This is a genomic window from Priestia sp. BR_2 (assembly GCF_041954005.1).
Taxonomy (GTDB): Bacteria; Bacillota; Bacilli; order Paenibacillales; family Paenibacillaceae; genus Paenibacillus_AQ; species Paenibacillus_AQ lautus_A.
Map to the genome: position 1 here is coordinate 1 of NZ_JAVFHM010000275.1, position 18,210 is coordinate 18,210.

14 protein-coding genes and 1 other annotated feature are annotated in these 18,210 nt (G+C 52.3%); of the genes, 1 reads left to right on the forward strand and 13 read right to left on the reverse strand.

From position 1 onward, the window contains the following. Positions 1 to 250 precede the first annotated feature (250 nt). Positions 251 to 1,009 (reverse strand): MBL fold metallo-hydrolase, encoded by a 759-nt coding sequence (locus RB298_RS20735; protein WP_486048344.1) that lies wholly within the window; start codon positions 1,007 to 1,009, stop codon positions 251 to 253. 126 nt (positions 1,010 to 1,135) lie between these two features. Here RB298_RS20735 and RB298_RS20740 point away from each other — a divergent pair, with 126 nt between their 5' ends. Beyond that, the gene (locus tag RB298_RS20740) at positions 1,136 to 1,567 is read left to right on the forward strand and encodes an Lrp/AsnC family transcriptional regulator (RefSeq protein ID WP_036660077.1); all 432 of its coding nucleotides are present in this window, start codon (positions 1,136 to 1,138) and stop codon (positions 1,565 to 1,567) included. Between the two features lie 93 nt (positions 1,568 to 1,660). On the opposite strand, the gene RB298_RS20745 is transcribed toward RB298_RS20740, so the two are convergent. From RB298_RS20745 to RB298_RS20800, 12 genes are all read right to left on the reverse strand, one after another. Then, complete coding sequence (locus RB298_RS20745; protein ID WP_192570955.1) at positions 1,661 to 2,932, reverse strand: Gfo/Idh/MocA family protein; 1,272 nt, start codon at positions 2,930 to 2,932, stop codon at positions 1,661 to 1,663. A 34-nt stretch (positions 2,933 to 2,966) separates the two neighbouring features. Next, on the reverse strand, positions 2,967 to 4,580 hold the full coding sequence (locus tag RB298_RS20750; protein WP_090909321.1) for an extracellular solute-binding protein: 1,614 nt from the start codon (positions 4,578 to 4,580) through the stop codon (positions 2,967 to 2,969). A 50-nt stretch (positions 4,581 to 4,630) separates the two neighbouring features. Continuing rightward, positions 4,631 to 5,515: a carbohydrate ABC transporter permease gene (locus tag RB298_RS20755; RefSeq protein WP_009590996.1), complete on the reverse strand. Its 885-nt coding sequence runs from the start codon at positions 5,513 to 5,515 to the stop codon at positions 4,631 to 4,633. Between the two features lie 18 nt (positions 5,516 to 5,533). Then, a complete protein-coding gene (locus RB298_RS20760) occupies positions 5,534 to 6,493 on the reverse strand; it encodes an ABC transporter permease (RefSeq protein ID WP_192570954.1) in 960 nt (319 codons plus the stop codon). 731 nt (positions 6,494 to 7,224) lie between these two features. Next, positions 7,225 to 8,265, reverse strand: a complete 1,041-nt coding sequence (locus RB298_RS20765; RefSeq protein ID WP_486048347.1) for a LacI family DNA-binding transcriptional regulator — start codon at positions 8,263 to 8,265, stop codon at positions 7,225 to 7,227. Positions 8,266 to 8,506: 241 nt separating this feature from the next. Continuing rightward, complete coding sequence (locus RB298_RS20770) at positions 8,507 to 9,691, reverse strand: MFS transporter (RefSeq protein WP_486048349.1); 1,185 nt, start codon at positions 9,689 to 9,691, stop codon at positions 8,507 to 8,509. 142 nt (positions 9,692 to 9,833) lie between these two features. After that, a complete protein-coding gene (locus RB298_RS20775; RefSeq protein ID WP_009591021.1) occupies positions 9,834 to 10,136 on the reverse strand; it encodes an ArsR/SmtB family transcription factor in 303 nt (100 codons plus the stop codon). Positions 10,137 to 10,254: 118 nt separating this feature from the next. Continuing rightward, positions 10,255 to 11,466 carry a glucuronate isomerase gene (locus tag RB298_RS20780; protein WP_486048351.1) on the reverse strand — a complete coding sequence of 404 codons (1,212 nt, stop codon included), beginning with the start codon at positions 11,464 to 11,466 and terminating at the stop codon, positions 10,255 to 10,257. A 29-nt stretch (positions 11,467 to 11,495) separates the two neighbouring features. After that, positions 11,496 to 13,067, reverse strand: a complete 1,572-nt coding sequence (locus RB298_RS20785) for an extracellular solute-binding protein (protein ID WP_096776154.1) — start codon at positions 13,065 to 13,067, stop codon at positions 11,496 to 11,498. Positions 13,068 to 13,494: 427 nt separating this feature from the next. Continuing rightward, a complete protein-coding gene (locus RB298_RS20790) occupies positions 13,495 to 15,063 on the reverse strand; it encodes a 2-isopropylmalate synthase (protein WP_192570950.1) in 1,569 nt (522 codons plus the stop codon). 95 nt (positions 15,064 to 15,158) lie between these two features. After that, positions 15,159 to 15,388: a binding site (T-box leader), on the reverse strand. Between the two features lie 81 nt (positions 15,389 to 15,469). Continuing rightward, positions 15,470 to 16,540 carry a bifunctional 3-deoxy-7-phosphoheptulonate synthase/chorismate mutase gene (locus RB298_RS20795; protein WP_096776156.1) on the reverse strand — a complete coding sequence of 357 codons (1,071 nt, stop codon included), beginning with the start codon at positions 16,538 to 16,540 and terminating at the stop codon, positions 15,470 to 15,472. Positions 16,541 to 16,969: 429 nt separating this feature from the next. Next, positions 16,970 to 18,175, reverse strand: a complete 1,206-nt coding sequence (locus RB298_RS20800) for a DUF418 domain-containing protein (protein ID WP_486048353.1) — start codon at positions 18,173 to 18,175, stop codon at positions 16,970 to 16,972. Positions 18,176 to 18,210 lie beyond the last annotated feature (35 nt).

Genomic DNA, 18,210 nt, shown 5'->3' on the forward strand with positions numbered 1-18,210 from the left:
GCTTTCTTTTTCACTTCTACTGGATAGCTGACTCTCGTTGCCAACGCAAAAACACCTCCATAGTTGTCCCCATATCTTACGACATGGTTGCATTCTCTTGAAGGTGTTTTTAATCTGTCTCACGTTATGGGGTCAGTCCCGAGCTTCCTGCATAGATTATATCATATTCAGACGGTCTCACTGCTGCTGAAGCCATCGGATGGCAGCAAGCTTTTCCCGCTGCTATAGCAAACGGCAACGTGTTGCGGTTTTACGCTTTCCACTCGACCCATTGGCCATCCTGCGGAATTTCGATTCGCGAGCCAAGGCCTTCAGCTGCCAGACGACCGGACAGCGCTTCTCTTGTCACTAGGCAGTGGTTGATGGCTTCCATATGGACCGCAACGGCCTTCGTATATGGAGCATACCGCAGCAGTTCGACCACATCGTCCTCATCCATGATGATCGGGTCCCCCGCGAGAAACCGGGCGCCGCCGGCATTGACAACCGTCATATCGGGCTTATGTGCATCGAGCGCTTCTTTCACTTCATCGCACCAGATGGTATCGCCCGCTATATAAAGCGTCGGGTGTCCTTCTGCTTTCAGAATAAAGCCGGATACCTGCCCCATCATCTGGCCGATCTCACCGGTTCCATGCCGGCCGCCGGTTCGGATGATCGAGATTCCTTCATATTCCAAGGATTCCGATACTGCCGTCACGGACGCAAAACCCTGTGAAGATAAGGTATCCTCATCTCCCGGTTGGCACAGGATCGGCGTTGACTTCGGCAGTGCGTCGATCGCGTCTTGATCCCAGTGATCCGGGTGCAGGTGCGTGACCAGCACCGCGTTCGGACGGAGCTTGTCAGCCATGGAGAACGGCAGCGGGACAAGCGGATTCCGTCTGTCATTCGCGGAGTTGAAGACGGGCGGGTTCGCCTTGGCATCGCTAAACATCGGATCGACCAGCAGTTCAAGATGGGCGTACTGTATTCTTAACGTAGCATTACGTATAAGCTGAAGTTTCACTTTCATTTCCCCTTTGTTTCAATTAATATGGTTCTTAAACCCATTATAGAGATCGCTATAATTCCTGCCTACGGCTTCGTGAAAGGAATTAGGGGAACTCACTTTCATCGTGAAAGGAACATTCGCATGCCAAGCGCTCATGAATTCGACGAAGTCGATCTTCGCATATTGCAGCACCTGCTCGAGGATGCAAGCCTGTCTCACAAAGCGATCGGACAGCGGGTGCATTTGACGGGACAAGCCGTCGGGGCCCGCGTTCGCAAGCTGCAGGATCTGGGTGTCATTGAAGGCTTTACGCTTCGTTGGAATCCGGACAAAATCGGTCTGACCGTACACGCTTTTGTCACCGTGTTCTTGGCCTTACATACGGCTCACTCTCCTTTCCTGTCCTTTATTCAGTCGCACGACATGGTCGCCGAAACCCACCGCGTCAGCGGTGAGGGCTGTTATTGGCTCAGGGTACGGGCGGGTTCGCCCAAGGATTTGAACGATTTTCTGGAAGAGCTTCTGAAGTACGGGAATTATAAAGTCAGCCTGTCCATTGACCAGGTCAAATAAAAAGAAGAAGCAGGCTGTCCCCAGGATCAGCCCGCTTCTTCTTTTAAAACTATTGTGAATTTTTCATATGATGAAATTTAAATATACTTCCGTTTATTTTACCGCGTTTTCTTCAGCCATCAATTCCCGCGCATATTCGTTCAGATTGATGGACCGGCCTTGATTCAGCCTCGATTTCTCCGCTGCGAACGCGATAAGATGGCTCCGCACGGAGGCGCTTGCCGACGTCAGGCTCTCCTGTCCATTATAGCTCCGAACCTCTCTCAGGAAGCTGGCCACGATCCCGCTGTCGCCCCCGCCATGTCCGCTGGATTGCGAAGGAATCGTAATCTCCGTCTTCTGACCGGTCAGGAAATCGTATACCGTGATCTTGCCTTCCTCTCCCCGAAGCTCGCCGCGGGTACCCATAATTTGGATTCTGCGCTCCTGTTCATGCGTAAATCCGCACATGCTGAACATCGCGGTGGCCCCGCCCTCAAACTCCATATTGACGACCTGATGATCAACGACGTTGTTATCGCTCCGATATACGCAGCGGCCATAGTCCGTCTCGCGAAGCCCCTGAATAATGTTCGGCTTGGTCAGCTCCTGGGTAAAATGCCTTGCCCAGCCCTTGTACTCATCGCTCAAGTAAAACCGGGGAGCGGAATAGGGACAGACGGGTTCCACTTTGCAATCCAGGCATCGGTCCCCCGAGCCTTCGGGCGCCTGGTCCTCACGAAAATGCATCAGCGAGCCAAACGAAGTGACCTGCGTGCAGGGACGGTCCATCAACCAAGACAGCACATCCATGTCATGGCACGATTTGGCCAGAATCATCGGGCTTGCCTTGTCGGAGTTATTCCAATTCCCCCGCACAAAGCTGTGCGCCATATGCCAATATCCCACGTTCTCGTTCAACTGGATCGAAGCCACCTCGCCGATGGTCCCTTCCTGAAGCACGCGTTTAATGGCACTCCAAAAGGGGGTATACCTCAGCACATGGCATATGGTCAAAAGCCTGTTGTTACGGATGGCGGCCTGCTCCATCTCCAGGCATTCCTTCGGTTCCGGGGACATCGGCTTCTCCAAAAGCACGTGATACTGTTTCTCCAAGGCCTGCATGGTTGGGCCATAGTGCATACGGTCCTGCGTACAAATGACGGCGATATCGGCAAGCCGGGCCTCGGCCAGCAGCGGTTCCCAGGTTTCGTAACACCGCTCCGGCGGGATGCCATGCTCCTCGGCAAATCGGGTGCGCCGCGCCGGATCGGCCTCGGCTACGGCCACGAAGGCCAGTTCATGCGGGTAGTCCAGGGCATAGGGGGCATACCCCCCGGCGCCGCGCGCGCCTGCCCCGATCAATATGGCTTTCAATTGTGTCATCTCATGTCGCTCCTTTAATGTTCTGGTAATTGTCTTATTCGGTATATCGGTCGGCCGCGGATTGATAAATGGACAGATAGCGCTCCGACCCCATCTTTTGCAGGTTAGCGACATACTGGTCCCAGTTATCAAAAGACTCGTTGCCGGCTATGAATTTGTCCCGCATCTCGTCCACGTACGTGTGAATGTCGGTCTGGATTCCGGTAAGCTCGGACTGCTCATCGGCCGTAAAGTTAAACGGCGGCCAGACCTTGTCTTGAGGGATGACGTACGGCTCGGCTTTCTTTGCGTTTTCTACGGACGTCGGCAGGCCTTCCGCTCCCTTGAAATATTTCTGCGTCACGAAGCCCGGATAATATCCGCCGGGCCATATCAGATACTGCCCGACCGCTTGGTCCAGGTTGAGACCCTCCGGATTGTTCTTGATTTCGTCCACGTAATCCACATTGCCGGCCGCATCTTCCTTATACGTTTCGTCTTTCCAGCCCATGAAGAACATGCGGATGCCTTCGTCGCTGTAGAAATAATCCATCCAGCGGATCAGCGCGGCCGGATTCTTCGCTTTATCGGTCAGGACAAACATCCCGATGTTCCCCAGCGGGGAGCCTGTAGCGCTGAACATCTGATCGCCGTGCGGCCCCTTCAATACCGGAAGCCCCACATAACCCTCCTGGTTGTAGATGGCGACCGGGTCCACGTTATCGACAACGCCGAGAAGGCCTTCCACGCCTTTGGCGTCCACCTCCGTGCTCTTCACGGACATGATATCCTGCTCCAGCAGGCCGTCCTTATACAGTTTGTTCACGAATTGAAGCAGTTCCTTGTATCTTGGATCCGTCGGAATGAACCGGACCTTCCCGCTCGCCGGGTCGGTATCCACGTTAATGTTCGAGGTTCCGTGATAATTAAGGCCGAACGAACCCCGCAAATAGTTGACGATGCCGGCGGTTCCTACGCCACCCCAAGCATATTCATCCTTCTGGCCGTTGCCGTTCGGATCCTTCTCCTTGAACGCCTTCAACATATCGTAGAATTCATCCAGCGTCTGCGGCTCTTGAAGCCCAAGCTTGGTCAACCACTCCGTCTTCACCCACGGCGTTCCGTACAGCACGGACCGGAATTCCGGGTCATACAGCGTCGGCAGCCCGTAAATGTTGCCGTCCGGCATCGTAATCCCCTTCTCGATGACCGGATATTTCTCCATCAACGCTTTAAAATTCGGCGCGTATTGATTTATCAGGTCATTCAACGGGATAAAAGCGCCCTGCTTGCCGTACTTCAGCAAATCCGCCCTCGGGAATGCGGAAGCATAGAACATCTCCGGATAATCGCCGCCGGCAAGCAGCAGGTTGCGTTTTTCGGCCAAATTGTCTTTATGCACCGTGTCCCACTGCACCTTGATATTGGTCATTTTCTCATATTCCTGCCACAGCTTGATGTTGTTCCAGTCGGCATTGGCAAAGAACTTTCCGGCAAAGCCGGTCACCGTCATCTTGTCGTCGACAATCGGAAATCCCGTTTCATTTATCGCGGCTTTCCCTTCATCGGCCGAGTCCGTTCCGCCCGAACCCTTCGGGCTGCAGCCCGCCGCCAGCGATACCGACAACATGCAGGTCAACAGAAAACTTCCCCATTGCTTCAGCTTCATCCGTAATCCTCCCCTTTATCGTGTTCCATCCATTTATCCATGCAAGGAATTTATCCTTTGATGGCCCCGATCATCACGCCTTTGACAAAATATCGCTGCAGGAACGGATAGAGCGCCAGCACCGGGATATTGGCCACGACCAATACCGCGTACTTGATGCCCTCCACTTCCCTTTGCTGCTTGATCGCCGATTCGGTCGACATTTTGACCATGTCGTTCGTTTGTCCCTGAATCAGGATTTCGCGCAGGATGAGCTGCAGCGGAAATTTATCTTTGTCCGATAGATACAACAGTGCATTGAAGAACGCATTCCAATGACCGACCGCATAGAAGAGAATGGTCACCGCGATAATCGGCATGGACAGCGGCAATATGATCCGGGTCAATATTTTGATGTTCGAGCAGCCGTCGATGGTCGCGGCCTCCTGCAGCTCGCCGGGAATGGACTGCTGAAAGAAGGTGCGCATGATGATGATGTTCCAGATGGATACGGCATTCGGGATAATCATGACCCAGAGCGTGTTCAGCATGCCGAGGTTCTTGATCAGCAAATACGTCGGAATAAGCCCTCCGCTGAAAAACATCGTGAAAACCAATAGTGCCATGATGGCATTTCGCCCGACAAAATCCTTCCGCGACAGCGGATAGGCCGCAAGAATGGTCATCGTGAGGTTGATGAACGTGCCCAGCGATGTGTACACCAGCGTGTTGGTAAAACCGCTGATGATATCCTGGTTCTGGAATATTTTCGCGTAGGAATTCAGGTTGACTCCCTTTGGCCACAACAGCATCTCGCCCCGGAGAACCGCCTGCGGGTCGCTAAACGATGCGCTGAGCACAAAAAGCAGCGGGTACATGACGATGACGGTGACCAGGATCAGAATCGCATAGTTGATGACATTAAAAATACGGTCCCCTCTGGATTCAATTTGCATGGTTCGATGCTCCCCTCTTTACCAAAGACTTGTTTCGCTAACCCGCTTCGAAATAAAGTTCACCGCAACCAGCAGAATGAAATTGATGACGGAATTGAACAATCCGATCGCCGCGGAGAAGCTGTACTCGGCATTCTGGATCCCCATTCGGTAGACATAGGTGGCTATAATGTCGGAGCTCTCCATATTCAGGTTGTTTTGCATGAGGAGCACCTTCTCGAACCCGATGCCCATAATGCTGCCCATGTTCAAGATCAAGAGGATGATGATCGTTGGCATGATGCCCGGGATGTTAATATGCCATATGCGCTGAAGCCTGGTCGCACCATCGACACGCGCGGCTTCGTGCAGCTGGTTGTCAATGCCGGCAAGGGCAGCCAAATAAATAATGGAGCTCCAGCCCATGGTCTGCCATACATCCGACAGCACGTACAGGGACTTGAACCAGGAGGGCTCCGTCATGAAATTGATCGGCTGGCCTCCAAACATTTCAATGAAATGGTTGATGATGCCGTAACGGGGGGACAGGAAGATCATCATCATCCCGACAACGACCACGGTAGAAAGAAAGTGAGGAGCATAGGTGATGGTCTGCACGAATTTCTTGAAACGTTCGGCCCGTATCTCATTCATGAGCAATGCCAGAATAATCGGGATCGGAAAACCGACGGCCAGGCTGTATAAACCGATGCCCAGCGTGTTCTTGATCAAGCGCCAGAAATAATAGCTGTTGAAAAATCGGTCAAAGTGCTCAAAGCCGACCCACGGACTGCCCCATATCCCTTGCGTTGCAATAAAGTCCTTAAAGGCGATCTGGATGCCGTACATCGGAACGTACTGGAACAGGACGTAATAGGCGATGACCGGTGAAATCAGAGCATAAAGCTGCCAATTACGAAGGATGCGATTCCACATGAAGCGCTTACGCTTCGTATCGGAAACCGCTTTTGCTGCGGGCTGCAGGGTCGTATTTGCCAATGAGCATCACCTCGGTATGTATTGGTTAATCTAGAAACGCCAACAAAACAAACAATTACATTCCATGGTCCCCCTGCTCAACCGGATTCCTTCTGGGGATCGTGTTCTCTTCCTATGGATCCAGCGGGCAAAGCACTCGGTTTACGATTTCCCTCCTTTGCTCCGTTATCGTCATCTGACAAAACGACAACCGCATTAAGGCTCAGTTATTCAATGCGGCATTCCAGGAATTCCATGTCATAAATAATGACACCTTCTGAGTTTATAAATAAAATCCGATGGAGTCGGACGTTATTCTAGTGATTTGGAATTATTTTTGGACAACATCATGTTATATTTGGATTTATTTTGGATAGCTATCGATACTTGCATGAGTTTGAACTTGCAAATCGAAGGGTCTTCAACTTCTCTACGGGGAATATTTCGTATCACTAGATTACCTTTATATCAAAGGAATGAAAACGAAATCAAATATATGAATGGCATGATACAGGCGTTGATTACCCAACTCCAAAAAAGGAGAATCCAGCGCCAAACACCTCATTGATTTTCACTCATAATAATATAGGAATTTGGCAAAGTCAAACACTTTTTTGGATATTTTTGGCGTGAAATGATTTATTTTTTGGTGAGCAACAGCAAAAAACAGCCGCCGGTTTTCAAGCCGACGGCTGTTTGATCATTTTCTCTCTTCTTCATATGTCAGTTAATTAAACATGATAAGTTATATTTTACTCGTTTCGGGTAAATCTGGAGGATTCCCGCACAATCAATGAGCATGGCAGCAATATCTTGGTTGCCATCGGGAAATGGCCATCCAAATAATCCACAATCGATTTGGCCGCTACCCTGCCGATTTCGTATTTGGGAACGGATACGGAGGACAGCGGCGGCGTTGTGTACTGGGCCACATCGATGTTATCCATTCCTACGATCGCGATATCCTCCGGTATGCGGCCGCCGTTCTCGACGACGGCCCGCATGGCTGGAATGGCAAGCATGTCGCTTGCACAAAAAACTGCCGTCGGCCATTGCCCTTTTGGAAGCCCTCCCAATAGCTCGGACAAATTACTGAAGCTTCGATCCACGTTCCATCCGGTGTTCATCTGCCACTCCTCGCGCACCTCCAAGTTGGCCTCGAGCATAGCGAATTTGTATCCGACATACCGTTCCTCGCTTTCCATCTGCTTGGAATATGCGGGGCCTCCGATATAAGCGATCCGCGAATGCCCTTGGTCGATCAGGTGGCGTACGGCTGCCCTCGCCGATAGGATCCGGTCACAGTCTACTACCGGGACGTTCAGCCGGTCATCATTCAAACTCACGCCCATGATGGCAACTCCGGCCTGCTGCATCAGCTCAAACAGCTCCTTGTCGTACCAGCTGATGGCTACAATACCCTGCGCTCCCGTCTCCCTCAGCATGAGCCGTATCCGGTCCGCATCCCCGACCTCTTCGCATGTGCGGACGATAGCCGGGGGCTGGCCCAGCTCCTCCATTTTTTTATGAAAACCGGCTAGAACCGTTGAAAAATACGGGTGATCGTCCATCAAATGTTGGGGGACGACACAGACAACCCGTTTGTCGGCCGTATTGTAAGCATGTACGCTTCGGGGTGGTTCATGTAGTTTATAACCGAGTTCAAGCGCCGCTTCCCGAATTTTCTGCTTGGTTTCTTCATTGACCGGACGGTTAGCATCGTTGCTGATGGCCCGCGAAACCGTGGATATGGATACGCCGACCCTTTCGGCGATGTCTTTAAGCTTAGCCAATCGATCTCCTCCTCCTGCAAAATTTGGAACCAAATTTTCCGCTATCATTGATCATAGCATAAACGTTCCGGTTGGAGGGCGTCAAATGGATGTCCATTTGGCTGTACGAGGAGTCTCGGCCTCAGCCGTAGCTACTGCTTTCTTCCCTTATCGTATTTTAGTAACAAAGCCGGTCTCAGCAGCGATGCTGCCGGAGCATCGCAGGTCCCGGAGCAGCAGGCTGTTACAATCGGTCATGCTTTCAAGCATCGAGTGCCGCGTGATCCGTGCTCTCCTGCTTATTGGATTGAAACAGTACAAGCGACACAACCGCGGCTATCGCAACGCCCGCAGCGCCGATCCAGGCGATGGACGACAACGAAATTCGTTCGATCGCGATCCCTCCGATACCCGCGCCTGCCGCCATGGACAGCTGCATCATGGACTGGTTCAGGCCAAGCATGACCCCCGAGGAATTCGGCTCCAGCTGGACGAGATTATACTGCTGCGTGGGCCCGGATGACCAAGCGGCCAGCGACCAAATCACGAGTACGGCAAACACGAGCATGACGGATGCGCCCGCATCGGTAAAAGTCAGGACGATTAAAGCAATAATATGCAGAAGCATGCCGCCGATTAAGGTAAGCGGTACTCCCCATCTGTCCGTGCTGAACCCTCCGAACTTGGAGCCGATGAGACTGGCAATGCCGAAGGCAAACAGGGCTGAACTGATCCATTGTTCGTTCAAACCGCTCACGTTCAGAAGATATGGGGACAGGTACGTATAGGCGACGGAATACCCGCCCAGCCAGAAGAACGTAATCGCCAAACCAAGTGCCACTTTGGGTTTCTTGAGCAAGGCGAACTGCTGGAGCAGCGGGACAGGGGCATCGCCTGTTGTTTTGGGAATGGCCTTATACAGGACAAACATCGAAAGAATCCCCAGGACGGCAATCAACCCGAACACCGACTTCCATCCAAAAGCAGCGGCTGCGACTCGTCCGAGCGGAACGCCTATGATGAGCGAAGCCGTGAAGCCCATGACCACCGTGGCGATCGAGCTCGCCTGCTTGCCTGGCGGCGCGATTTTGGCGGCGATTCCAAGCGCCGTGACAACCACCATGCCAGCGCCCATCGCCATAAGTACGCGGGCAATGACAAACGGGATATATCCCGGCAGAGCGAATGACAAAAGATTGGCAACCACAAACACGCCTAACGAATAGACCAGCAGCTTCCGTCTCTCCACCTTAGCCGTCAATGCCATAAGCACGGGAGTCAAGATTGCGTATACCAACGAGAAAATCGTGATTAGCTGGCCGGCAGCGGTGATGGTAATCCCTAACGAATCCGCGATTTTATCCAACACCCCCGATATGATATACTCCGACGTCCCTACTAAAAAACTGACGATTGCCAAAACATAAATTTTCCATGAACCTGTCATGATTCCACTCCTTTATTTTGTATTTACATATCGTGAATTGTCGATACGTTAAACCAATGAAAAGACATATCGCAATATATAGATACGTAATGCGGAACAAAACTGAATATTCCTTACTCTAAGGAAACATTCAGTTCCTGTTCTATATCTCCTGCTTCAAATACTCTCCGATTTCCCGGATCACTTCTTCATCCCGCTTATAATACGTAAATTTCCCCAAGCGTTCCGTCTTGATCAGGCCTGCCCGATGCAGAATCGATAAATACTGCGATGCTGTGGACTGCGTCATGTTCAATTTCTCGGTCACCTGGCTTACGCATACCCCGATTTCCCTCATATCAATCCCTTCGTGGGGCGTAAAATGCTGTTCCGGTTCCTTGAGCCACTGCAATATTTCCAGTCTTGATTCATTGGACAACGCTTTAAACACTTCGATTGGTTTCATACGTATCATTATATCGAGATTTATCGATATGTCAATCCTGATTCCTACGGTTTCTTGTTGAACCAGCAAAAGCCGATCCCGTTAGGATCGACTATTGCATAAAAACTTTCGTTGTCCGTCAAGCTCCTCCGGCGGATATGCCGTAGCGTTTCACGGCACTCGCGTAGAACCATTCTTCTGCCGTCTGCAGCGCCGTTTCTTCATCGATCCAGCCCGACGTGACCCGCTCCCACAGAAACTCGGCAGCCAGCTTCTTCACAAGCAGGATCTTGCCGTAGCTCCATTCCATGCATCGGGCATCCGAAACGATCACCGAGCTTTTACTGGCCGGGAGTGCTTCCAGACGGTACTGCATGCTGTCCCGGTACGTGCTTGCCCGGAAGTTGAACCACCACATCCCCCCGACATGAACGTTCGGAAAATTCCAGGCAGCCTGCACCGCATCCAGATTGTTCAGCTCCGACGCAAGCACAAGCTCAAAAGGACAACGGTATGTCTCGAATAAAGCGGCGAGCTTCAGGATCCGCTCCGTATCGTTCGCAGGGAACGCCGTGCCGCACCATGACCTCTCGACGCCCAGAAACAGCTGGACTAGCAAGCCGTTTCGATCGGCTGCCGCACAGATAAAGTGCAGCAGCTCCATCAAGATGTCGTCACGCCCGCTTGCCGAGCCGATCTCCCGGCGGAGGTTCGCGCTCGATTCATACCGCGGCAGCGTGGTCATAATGCCCGGGCAGCCCGCATCTTTATAACCGTCAAGCTGCCGGTTTATCTCGTCCCGTACCGCGTGAAACGTCCAGGCCGGTTCGTCGGATTGCACGATCTGATCGACCCATCGGCCCATCGCTCCGTCAATCCGGGGAATCCATACCGCAGGATCCCGCATGCCTTGAAATGCAGCGTGCTCCGGATGGTTCACGACAAACCGGCGGATATTCATCCGGTCTGCCGTTTGCTGTGCCCATCCCTCTTCGGCGGCCGAATGCCGCACTGCGGTTATGGCTTCCCTGATCGAATCTTCATCCTTGATCCCGATCCCGTATAACTCGCGCATAATGGAAGTGAATGTCCAGTTCATCAGCGTGCTTCTCGTCGAGCGGTAGGCATTCAGAAATACAGCTATGCGTTCCTCCTCAGGCAGCTTCTCCGCTCCATCCGGATAGCCTCCGGCTTGGAGCTCCCGATAGAACCAGAAGTAGTGCGCGATTTCCCAGAAATCCCTTGCGCCAAGCCGATCGCCGACAAGGTGGGTATGGGTATCAAAGACCGGCAGTCCCATCATTCGCTCAAAAAACACGGCTTGTTTGCCGCCGTTATCATGCAGGCTCATGCCAACATCTCCTTCGCTTCAAAAATCGCCTACTTTCGATTTTCCGAAACGACGACGCCCTTCCCTTCGTTGTAACGGTCGGTCGCTTCCTTGATGATTTCAAGGCCGCCTTTTTTCTTATATTCCTCGATTACGTTCGGCCAGTCCGAGATCGGTTCCCTGCCATAGATCATTTTGATCATATGATCAAGAACCAGCTTCGGGCCCACGTCATCGCCCTGCGGGGCAGCATCCGGATATTTGGCATACGCGTCCAGTGCAGGCGAGAAGCGTATCGATCCGAGCCCTTCCTTGAAGACCACGGTATCCATATACTTGATCATGTCCCGCCCGTCTTCCGTCAGCTCTTCTCTTGCCTTGTTATAAACCATATCGTGCACAAACCAGAACATGGCGCGGAAGCGGTCCTCATCCATGGCCTCCGGCGTAGTCGGCGCCGTGAACTTTACCGTTCCATTCTCATTCGTATAGGTTTCGCCTTCAATTCCGAACGAGAAGTACGTTTCCGCCTCCGGCGTCAGCATCCAATCGAAAAACTTGATGATGCCGATCGCCTTTTCCTCCGACACCTTGCTGTTAATGTAGTAAGACGTATTAATGCTGGAGTATAGCAGATGGCCTCCGACGTTCTCGGGTCCTTTCGGCGCAGGAATGATGTCCAGTTTAGCCTCCGGCACGGCGTTCTTCAGCTTGCCTCGGTATTCCGCGAGAAGCTGCGCGTTGGCCGACCACATGCCCGATTTGCCGCTCTCGTTGTTTTTGCCGTAGTCACTGGATGTCAAGGTTGCAAAATCTTTCGGAATCAAGCCTTCGTCGTACATGGTCTTATAGGTCTCCAGCGCCTTCGTCATATTCTCCACGTCGAAGAACTTGGGTACGACCTCCCCGTTCTGCAGCTCAAACTGGGACGGCAGCACATCAAAAGCGCCTAATATCGTATCCGCATATTTAAAATTCTCCCGCATCTGATACGGGAATTCCACGCCTTCCTTCTTCATCGCACGCATCACGTCCAGAAACTCGTCCACCGTCTTGGGCGCCGGAAGGCCGGTTTTCTCCAGCAGATCGGTACGGATGAACAACGCCCGCCGGGACGGATTGGACAGCCAGGCCGGGATTCCGTATATTTTGCCGTCATAGCTGGTCTCCTGCCACGCTTCCTTCGGCACGCTCTTCATCAAGTTCGGCGCATGCTCCTTCAGCAAATCGTCAAGCGGCATGAATACGCCGGCCTCTACGGAGCCGGACATCCCCTTGCTCGTGGCCCCTCCCACGTTCTGGACAACGTCAGGAATATCGTTGGAAGCGAACATCAGCGTCATTTTGCTATCGAAATCCTTCAGCGGAAGCATCGTCAGATGAATGTCCGTATTGGTCCGCTTCTCAAGCTCCTTCACCCATCTCTCTTCGTTCACATCCTTCGAACGCTCGGCGTGTTTGTTCCCGCTGGTTGCCATGGACATCGTAAAGGACAGCCTGCCATCAACCGCGGCCCCGGACGAACCGGCTTTCCCTCCATCCGCTTCCTTGGCACCGTTACAGCCGACTGCCGTTAAGGCGATTAGCGCACTCATCACAATAAAACTCCATTTTCTTCTCATCCACATCGCTTCCTTCCCTATTCTTGCAGATTGCCTATCCAGTTGCTTCTACATGACTGTCCGGATTTCGAGTCTCTCCGGCTTTGGATGAAGCCGGATAGCCCGCTCCCCCCGAAGAGTATCACCCTAGGTTATAAAACGCTTTCATAATATCATTCAAATCCCGTCGGTTGACATGTACTTTTTTCAGCTCGCCTGTGTTTTCCTATGCTGGCCCGTTATATGCTCGGATCGGAACGCTGTCATCAACGCTACTTTACGCAACGCACAAAAAAACCGACTCCGGGGCTACGCGAAGTCGGTTCTTTCATTTATATTACTTACTGTTATTACTTGCCCTTCGGTGAACGCAGCCAACTCATGGGGCGTACAGGCAAACACGGCTTTCGGATGTCCTGCCGCTGCCCAAACCGTTTCATCGGCATTATTATCGTGCACTCACCGGCGCTTGCGCCTGAGCCTGCGAATCGTGGCCGGCATCAAGCAATACCGCGTTGATTCCGTTAAGAAATGCCAGCGCGCTGGCCTTGATAATATCCGTATCCATCGCGCGTCCGGAATAGATTTTGCCCTGGTATTCGATACGAATGTTTACCCGGCCGATGGCTTCTTTTCCCCTCGACAGACTGTTGATTTTGTAATCCTTCAGCTGCACGTCCAAACCGACCAACGCTTTAATGGCACTGTACAGCGCATCGATCGGACCATCCCCCACCATACTGTCCCTGAATGTCTCGCTGCCTTTCTTCAGCTTCACGGTTGCCGTCGGATACAGATCATTGGTGACGACCTGGAAGGAGTCCAGCTCGTACAGATGGCTGCTGACTTCTTCATGGGTGCGGTGCTGGGTCACCAGATAAAAGACGTCATGGTCATATACTTCCTTCTTGGCATCGGCCAGCAGCAGGAATTTCTCAAACAGCGCTTCAAAATCTTCGCCTTCGCCCGTCTCGAAGCCCAGCTTCTCCACCGCGTTCTTGAACGCATGCCTTCCCGAACGCGCCGTCAGGATCAGCTCCATGCTGTCGGCGCCGACTTCCTCCGGCGACATAATTTCATAGACCTGCTTATCCTTCAGCAGACCGTCCTGATGAATACCGGAAGAGTGCGCGAATGCGTTCTCGCCCGTTATCGCTTTGTTCACCTGCACATCCAGGCCCGTCAAATGCGTCAGCAGCCTGGAGGTTCGGATCAGCTCCTTGAGCCGGATATTGGTGGAAGCTTTGAAATGATTCTCCCGGACCTTCAGTCCCATGACCACTTCTTCCAGCGAAGTATTGCCTGCGCGCTCCCCTAAACCATTGATGGTGCATTCCACTTTCTCGGCGCCGTTCCGTACGGCGCTGAGCGTGTTCGCCGTAGCAAGCCCCAGGTCGTTATGACAGTGAACGCTGAGGATCACCTGATCGTTAAGGTTTTTCAAGCGTTCGTTGATTTTGCGGATCAATTCGCCGAATTCGTCCGGCACGGCATAACCGACCGTGTCCGGCACGTTGATCATCGTTGCCCCGGCCTTTACCACGGCCTCGATCGTTTTCCACAGATATTCAAAATCGGACCTGGATGCGTCCTCCGTCGAATACTGAACTTGAGGCAGCAGCGTTTTGGCATACTTCACGGCATCTACGCCCATCTGAAGCACGGCATCCTTGGAGCGGTTGAATTTCTTCTCCACATGGATGTTCGAGGTACCGAGCACGATATGAATCAGCGGGTTTTGCGCAAGCTTAATGCTTTCATATACGGCATCGATATCGCCCTTCACCGCGCGCGCAAGCGCAGTGATCGATACGCTGTCGCCCACGGTGCGGGCGATTTCCTGAACCGCCTGAAAGTCTCCTGCCGAAGACGCGGGAAAGCCCGCCTCGATAATATCGACGTTCAACCGCTTCAGCTGCTGCGCAAACTCGATTTTTTGCTGTACGTTCAATTTGGCGCCGGGAACCTGTTCTCCGTCGCGCAAGGTTGTGTCCAATACGATAATATTTCGTTCCATTCGGAATTCCTCCTTGGTCGCTGATCTTGGTTTATCTATATCAAGCAGGGTTGGTTAAACCCGGAATTTAACCAACAAAAAACCCCGCCTCTACGTATAGAGGCGGGGTTGAACCCGCGGTACCACTCTAATTCATTTTATGCAAAATGATCTTCTTCGATGGCCATCACCATCTATCCCTGTAACGGTGGAACTCCGGCTAACCCTACATGTTCAGGCAGCTGTTCATAGACGAGTTCAAAGGGAACGACGTTACCGTTTCGCACCTGCCAACGGCTCTCTGAAAAGTCATTTCGCTTTTACTATTTCTAATCAAAACATTTCGATATGAATTTTGATAACTATCTTAGGGAATGAACGGCGATTTGTCAACCCTTCATTTTCCAGAAGTTAAAAACGACGCTTCTTACAACAATCCAGACTTCCTTACGTTAGCCAGGAAATCATGGAACTCCGGAATATTCAGCTGCTGGGCCGCATCGGACAACGCCGTGGCCGGATCGGGATGAACCTCGACCATCACGCCGTCTGCACCCGCAGCCAGCGCCGCTCTGGCACATGGGGCCAGAATGTCTTTGCGGCCCGTGGAATGCGTCACGTCCACCAGCACCGGCAGATGCGTTTCTTGTTTCAGGATCGGCACCGCCGAGATGTCCAAGGTGTTTCTCGTTGCCTTCTCGTACGTCCGAATGCCGCGTTCAATCAGCATCACCTGGGTATTGCCGCGGGACACGATGTATTCCGCAGCGTGCACGAACTCATCGATCGTAGCCGCAAGCCCGCGTTTCAGCAGCACCGGCGTTTGGACATCCCCCGCCGCTTTCAACAGCTCGAAGTTCTGCATGTTCCGCGCGCCGATCTGAATGACGTCAATGTATTCGCAAGCAAGCTCGATATGGGCAGGATCCACGATTTCGCTGATCGTCTTCAGCCCGAACTCGGACGCCACTTCCTTCAGAATTTTCAGGCCTTCCACGCCCAAGCCCTGAAAATCGTAAGGCGATGTTCTCGGCTTGAACGCTCCTCCGCGCATGACGGTAATGCCGGCTTCCTTGAGGGCTGCCGCAACCTGGCGCACCTGCTCATAACTCTCAACCGAACAAGGTCCTGCAATCATCACCGGCGTGCCGCCGCCGATCACCGTGCTGCCCAGCTGAATCAGCGTATCCTCCTGCTTCTTCTTCCGGCTCACCAGCAGATGCTTCTTATGATCGACCTGCTGCAGCTTTAAGGATGCCTGAAAAATCTGTTTAAACAAATGACGCACCGTCTCATTATCGAAAGGGCCTTGGTTATGTTCCACCAAGGTGTCCAGCATTTTCTTCTCGCGTACCGGATCGAAATCTGGCACTCCCTGCTTCACTTTCTCCTGACCGATTTCCTTGGCGATCCGCGCCCGCTCCGACAGCAGCTCCAACAGCTGAAGATTGACGGTATCAAGCTCCGATCTCAATTGCTCCAAACGTCCTTGACTCATCTAGAATCTCTCCCTCGCATTTTTTTCTGGTATATATAAACAAAAAGACCCCCCGCCCGGAAAGGGACGAGGAGTCGTGGTACCACCCTTATTAGATATGCGAAAAATATAGCAAGCACATCTCACTTGAACCTCTTAACGCAAGGGTTGCGGGTAAACCTAAGGCTTGCACGAAACATGCAAACGATCAGAATACCAGCTCCGGAATGAACTTCGGCGGAGAACCTTCACCTGGGCGCTCTCAGTCGGTGGCTGCCCTTTCCTGTCAGGAACGTTCTTTCGCTTACTCTTTCCATCATCGCTTGTTATAACATATCGTGTTGGTTAATTAAGAAGCATTGTATTACACCCCGGATTGAAATTGCAAGAGTTTTATTTAAAGCTTGGGTGCTTTGATGCAGCGATGATTTAAATGGGCGGCCTGATTCTTCAGGAACGAACATGCACCCTTTCTCTTTGTTTCACGGGATTTCCCCAATACGTAAACAGGCGCCAAACATATTCGAACGGGCCGATCGGGAGCCGTTTGAACCAGACTTTGCTGCAGGCTGCTTGCACAATAAAAATGATCACGGCCATCAGCATCTGCCAGACCGGTTCTATGGTTCCGTACCACCCCAGACCATAGCTGTAAAAAATCAATCCGCACAGGATCGATTGAAGCAAATAGTTGGTGAAGGCCATTTTGCCGGGATAGGAAAACCACTGAAGCACCTTTTTCCAGGAATTATTCTGGTATAAAAGTGCAAACACTCCGATGTAAGCCAGCGCCAAGAGCGGTGCCCCCACGAACAAGGCTGGCGCCTCGACCCAGGACGGAAGTCCATCCGCTTGCGTCATCACGAGCTGAAGCGCAAGACCCGCGATTCCGCCCAGAAGGGCCAATCGGATAATCCCTTGCCGGTGCTTCGGGACCTCGTGCAATATCCGGCGCTTGCAGAAGTAGGCGCCCATCAGGAACATGCCTAAAATTTGCGGGTAAAAAATCACCATGTTGAATATCGAGCTGATATAATCGTTCAGCCGCTGAGCCATGATCTGGGCCATCGACCCTTCCCCGTAAATAGCGGCATCCCGCTCCTGGAAATAGATCCCCATCTGTTGTGCATCCGTCGGGCTAAACGGCTCGAATACCTGGCCGGATGCCGGGTTCAGCAGGCTTGCCCCCGTTAGCAGAACGGGAACGAGCAGCAGCAGGGATACCGACCAGATCAGCAGCGTTTTCGGCTTGCAGCGCTGAAACAGCATCAGGAGGAATCCCATAAGCGCGTAGTGCGTTAGAACGTCCCCGTACCATATCAAGATTCCGTGGATCAGGCCGATCAGAAGCAGAGCCGTTAATCTTCGGGCATAGTTGCGGTTAAAACTGCGGCCTTTGGCCTGACTGCTTTCCCGTAACAGCACCATGCCGTAGCCGAACAGGAAGGAAAAAATCAAAATGAATTTGCCGTCAATGACAATCCCGCGCAGCATCATCAGGACTTCATTGTACCAGCCCGACCATAATTCGACCCCGAACGAAATGGTTTGCAGCGATGTCGTAAAAAACGTAATGTTCACCAAAAAGATGCCTAATAGTGCAAATCCCCTCAAGCTATCGATGAGCTGTATTCTGGGCTGTGAATTCGTTGCCATCATCGTACCTCCTTATCATTGTGCCTACAGGTTAA

Coding starts and splice junctions, on each gene's coding strand:
- RB298_RS20740 (WP_036660077.1), top strand. CDS start 1,136: ATGCCAAGCGCTCATGAATTCGACGAAGTCGATCTTCGCATATTGCAG.
- RB298_RS20745 (WP_192570955.1), bottom strand. CDS start 2,932: ATGACACAATTGAAAGCCATATTGATCGGGGCAGGCGCGCGCGGCGCC.
- RB298_RS20750 (WP_090909321.1), bottom strand. CDS start 4,580: ATGAAGCTGAAGCAATGGGGAAGTTTTCTGTTGACCTGCATGTTGTCG.
- RB298_RS20755 (WP_009590996.1), bottom strand. CDS start 5,515: ATGCAAATTGAATCCAGAGGGGACCGTATTTTTAATGTCATCAACTAT.
- RB298_RS20770 (WP_486048349.1), bottom strand. CDS start 9,691: ATGACAGGTTCATGGAAAATTTATGTTTTGGCAATCGTCAGTTTTTTA.
- RB298_RS20775 (WP_009591021.1), bottom strand. CDS start 10,136: ATGAAACCAATCGAAGTGTTTAAAGCGTTGTCCAATGAATCAAGACTG.
- RB298_RS20780 (WP_486048351.1), bottom strand. CDS start 11,466: ATGAGCCTGCATGATAACGGCGGCAAACAAGCCGTGTTTTTTGAGCGA.
- RB298_RS20785 (WP_096776154.1), bottom strand. CDS start 13,067: ATGAGAAGAAAATGGAGTTTTATTGTGATGAGTGCGCTAATCGCCTTA.
- RB298_RS20790 (WP_192570950.1), bottom strand. CDS start 15,063: ATGGAACGAAATATTATCGTATTGGACACAACCTTGCGCGACGGAGAA.
- RB298_RS20795 (WP_096776156.1), bottom strand. CDS start 16,540: ATGAGTCAAGGACGTTTGGAGCAATTGAGATCGGAGCTTGATACCGTC.
- RB298_RS20800 (WP_486048353.1), bottom strand. CDS start 18,175: ATGGCAACGAATTCACAGCCCAGAATACAGCTCATCGATAGCTTGAGG.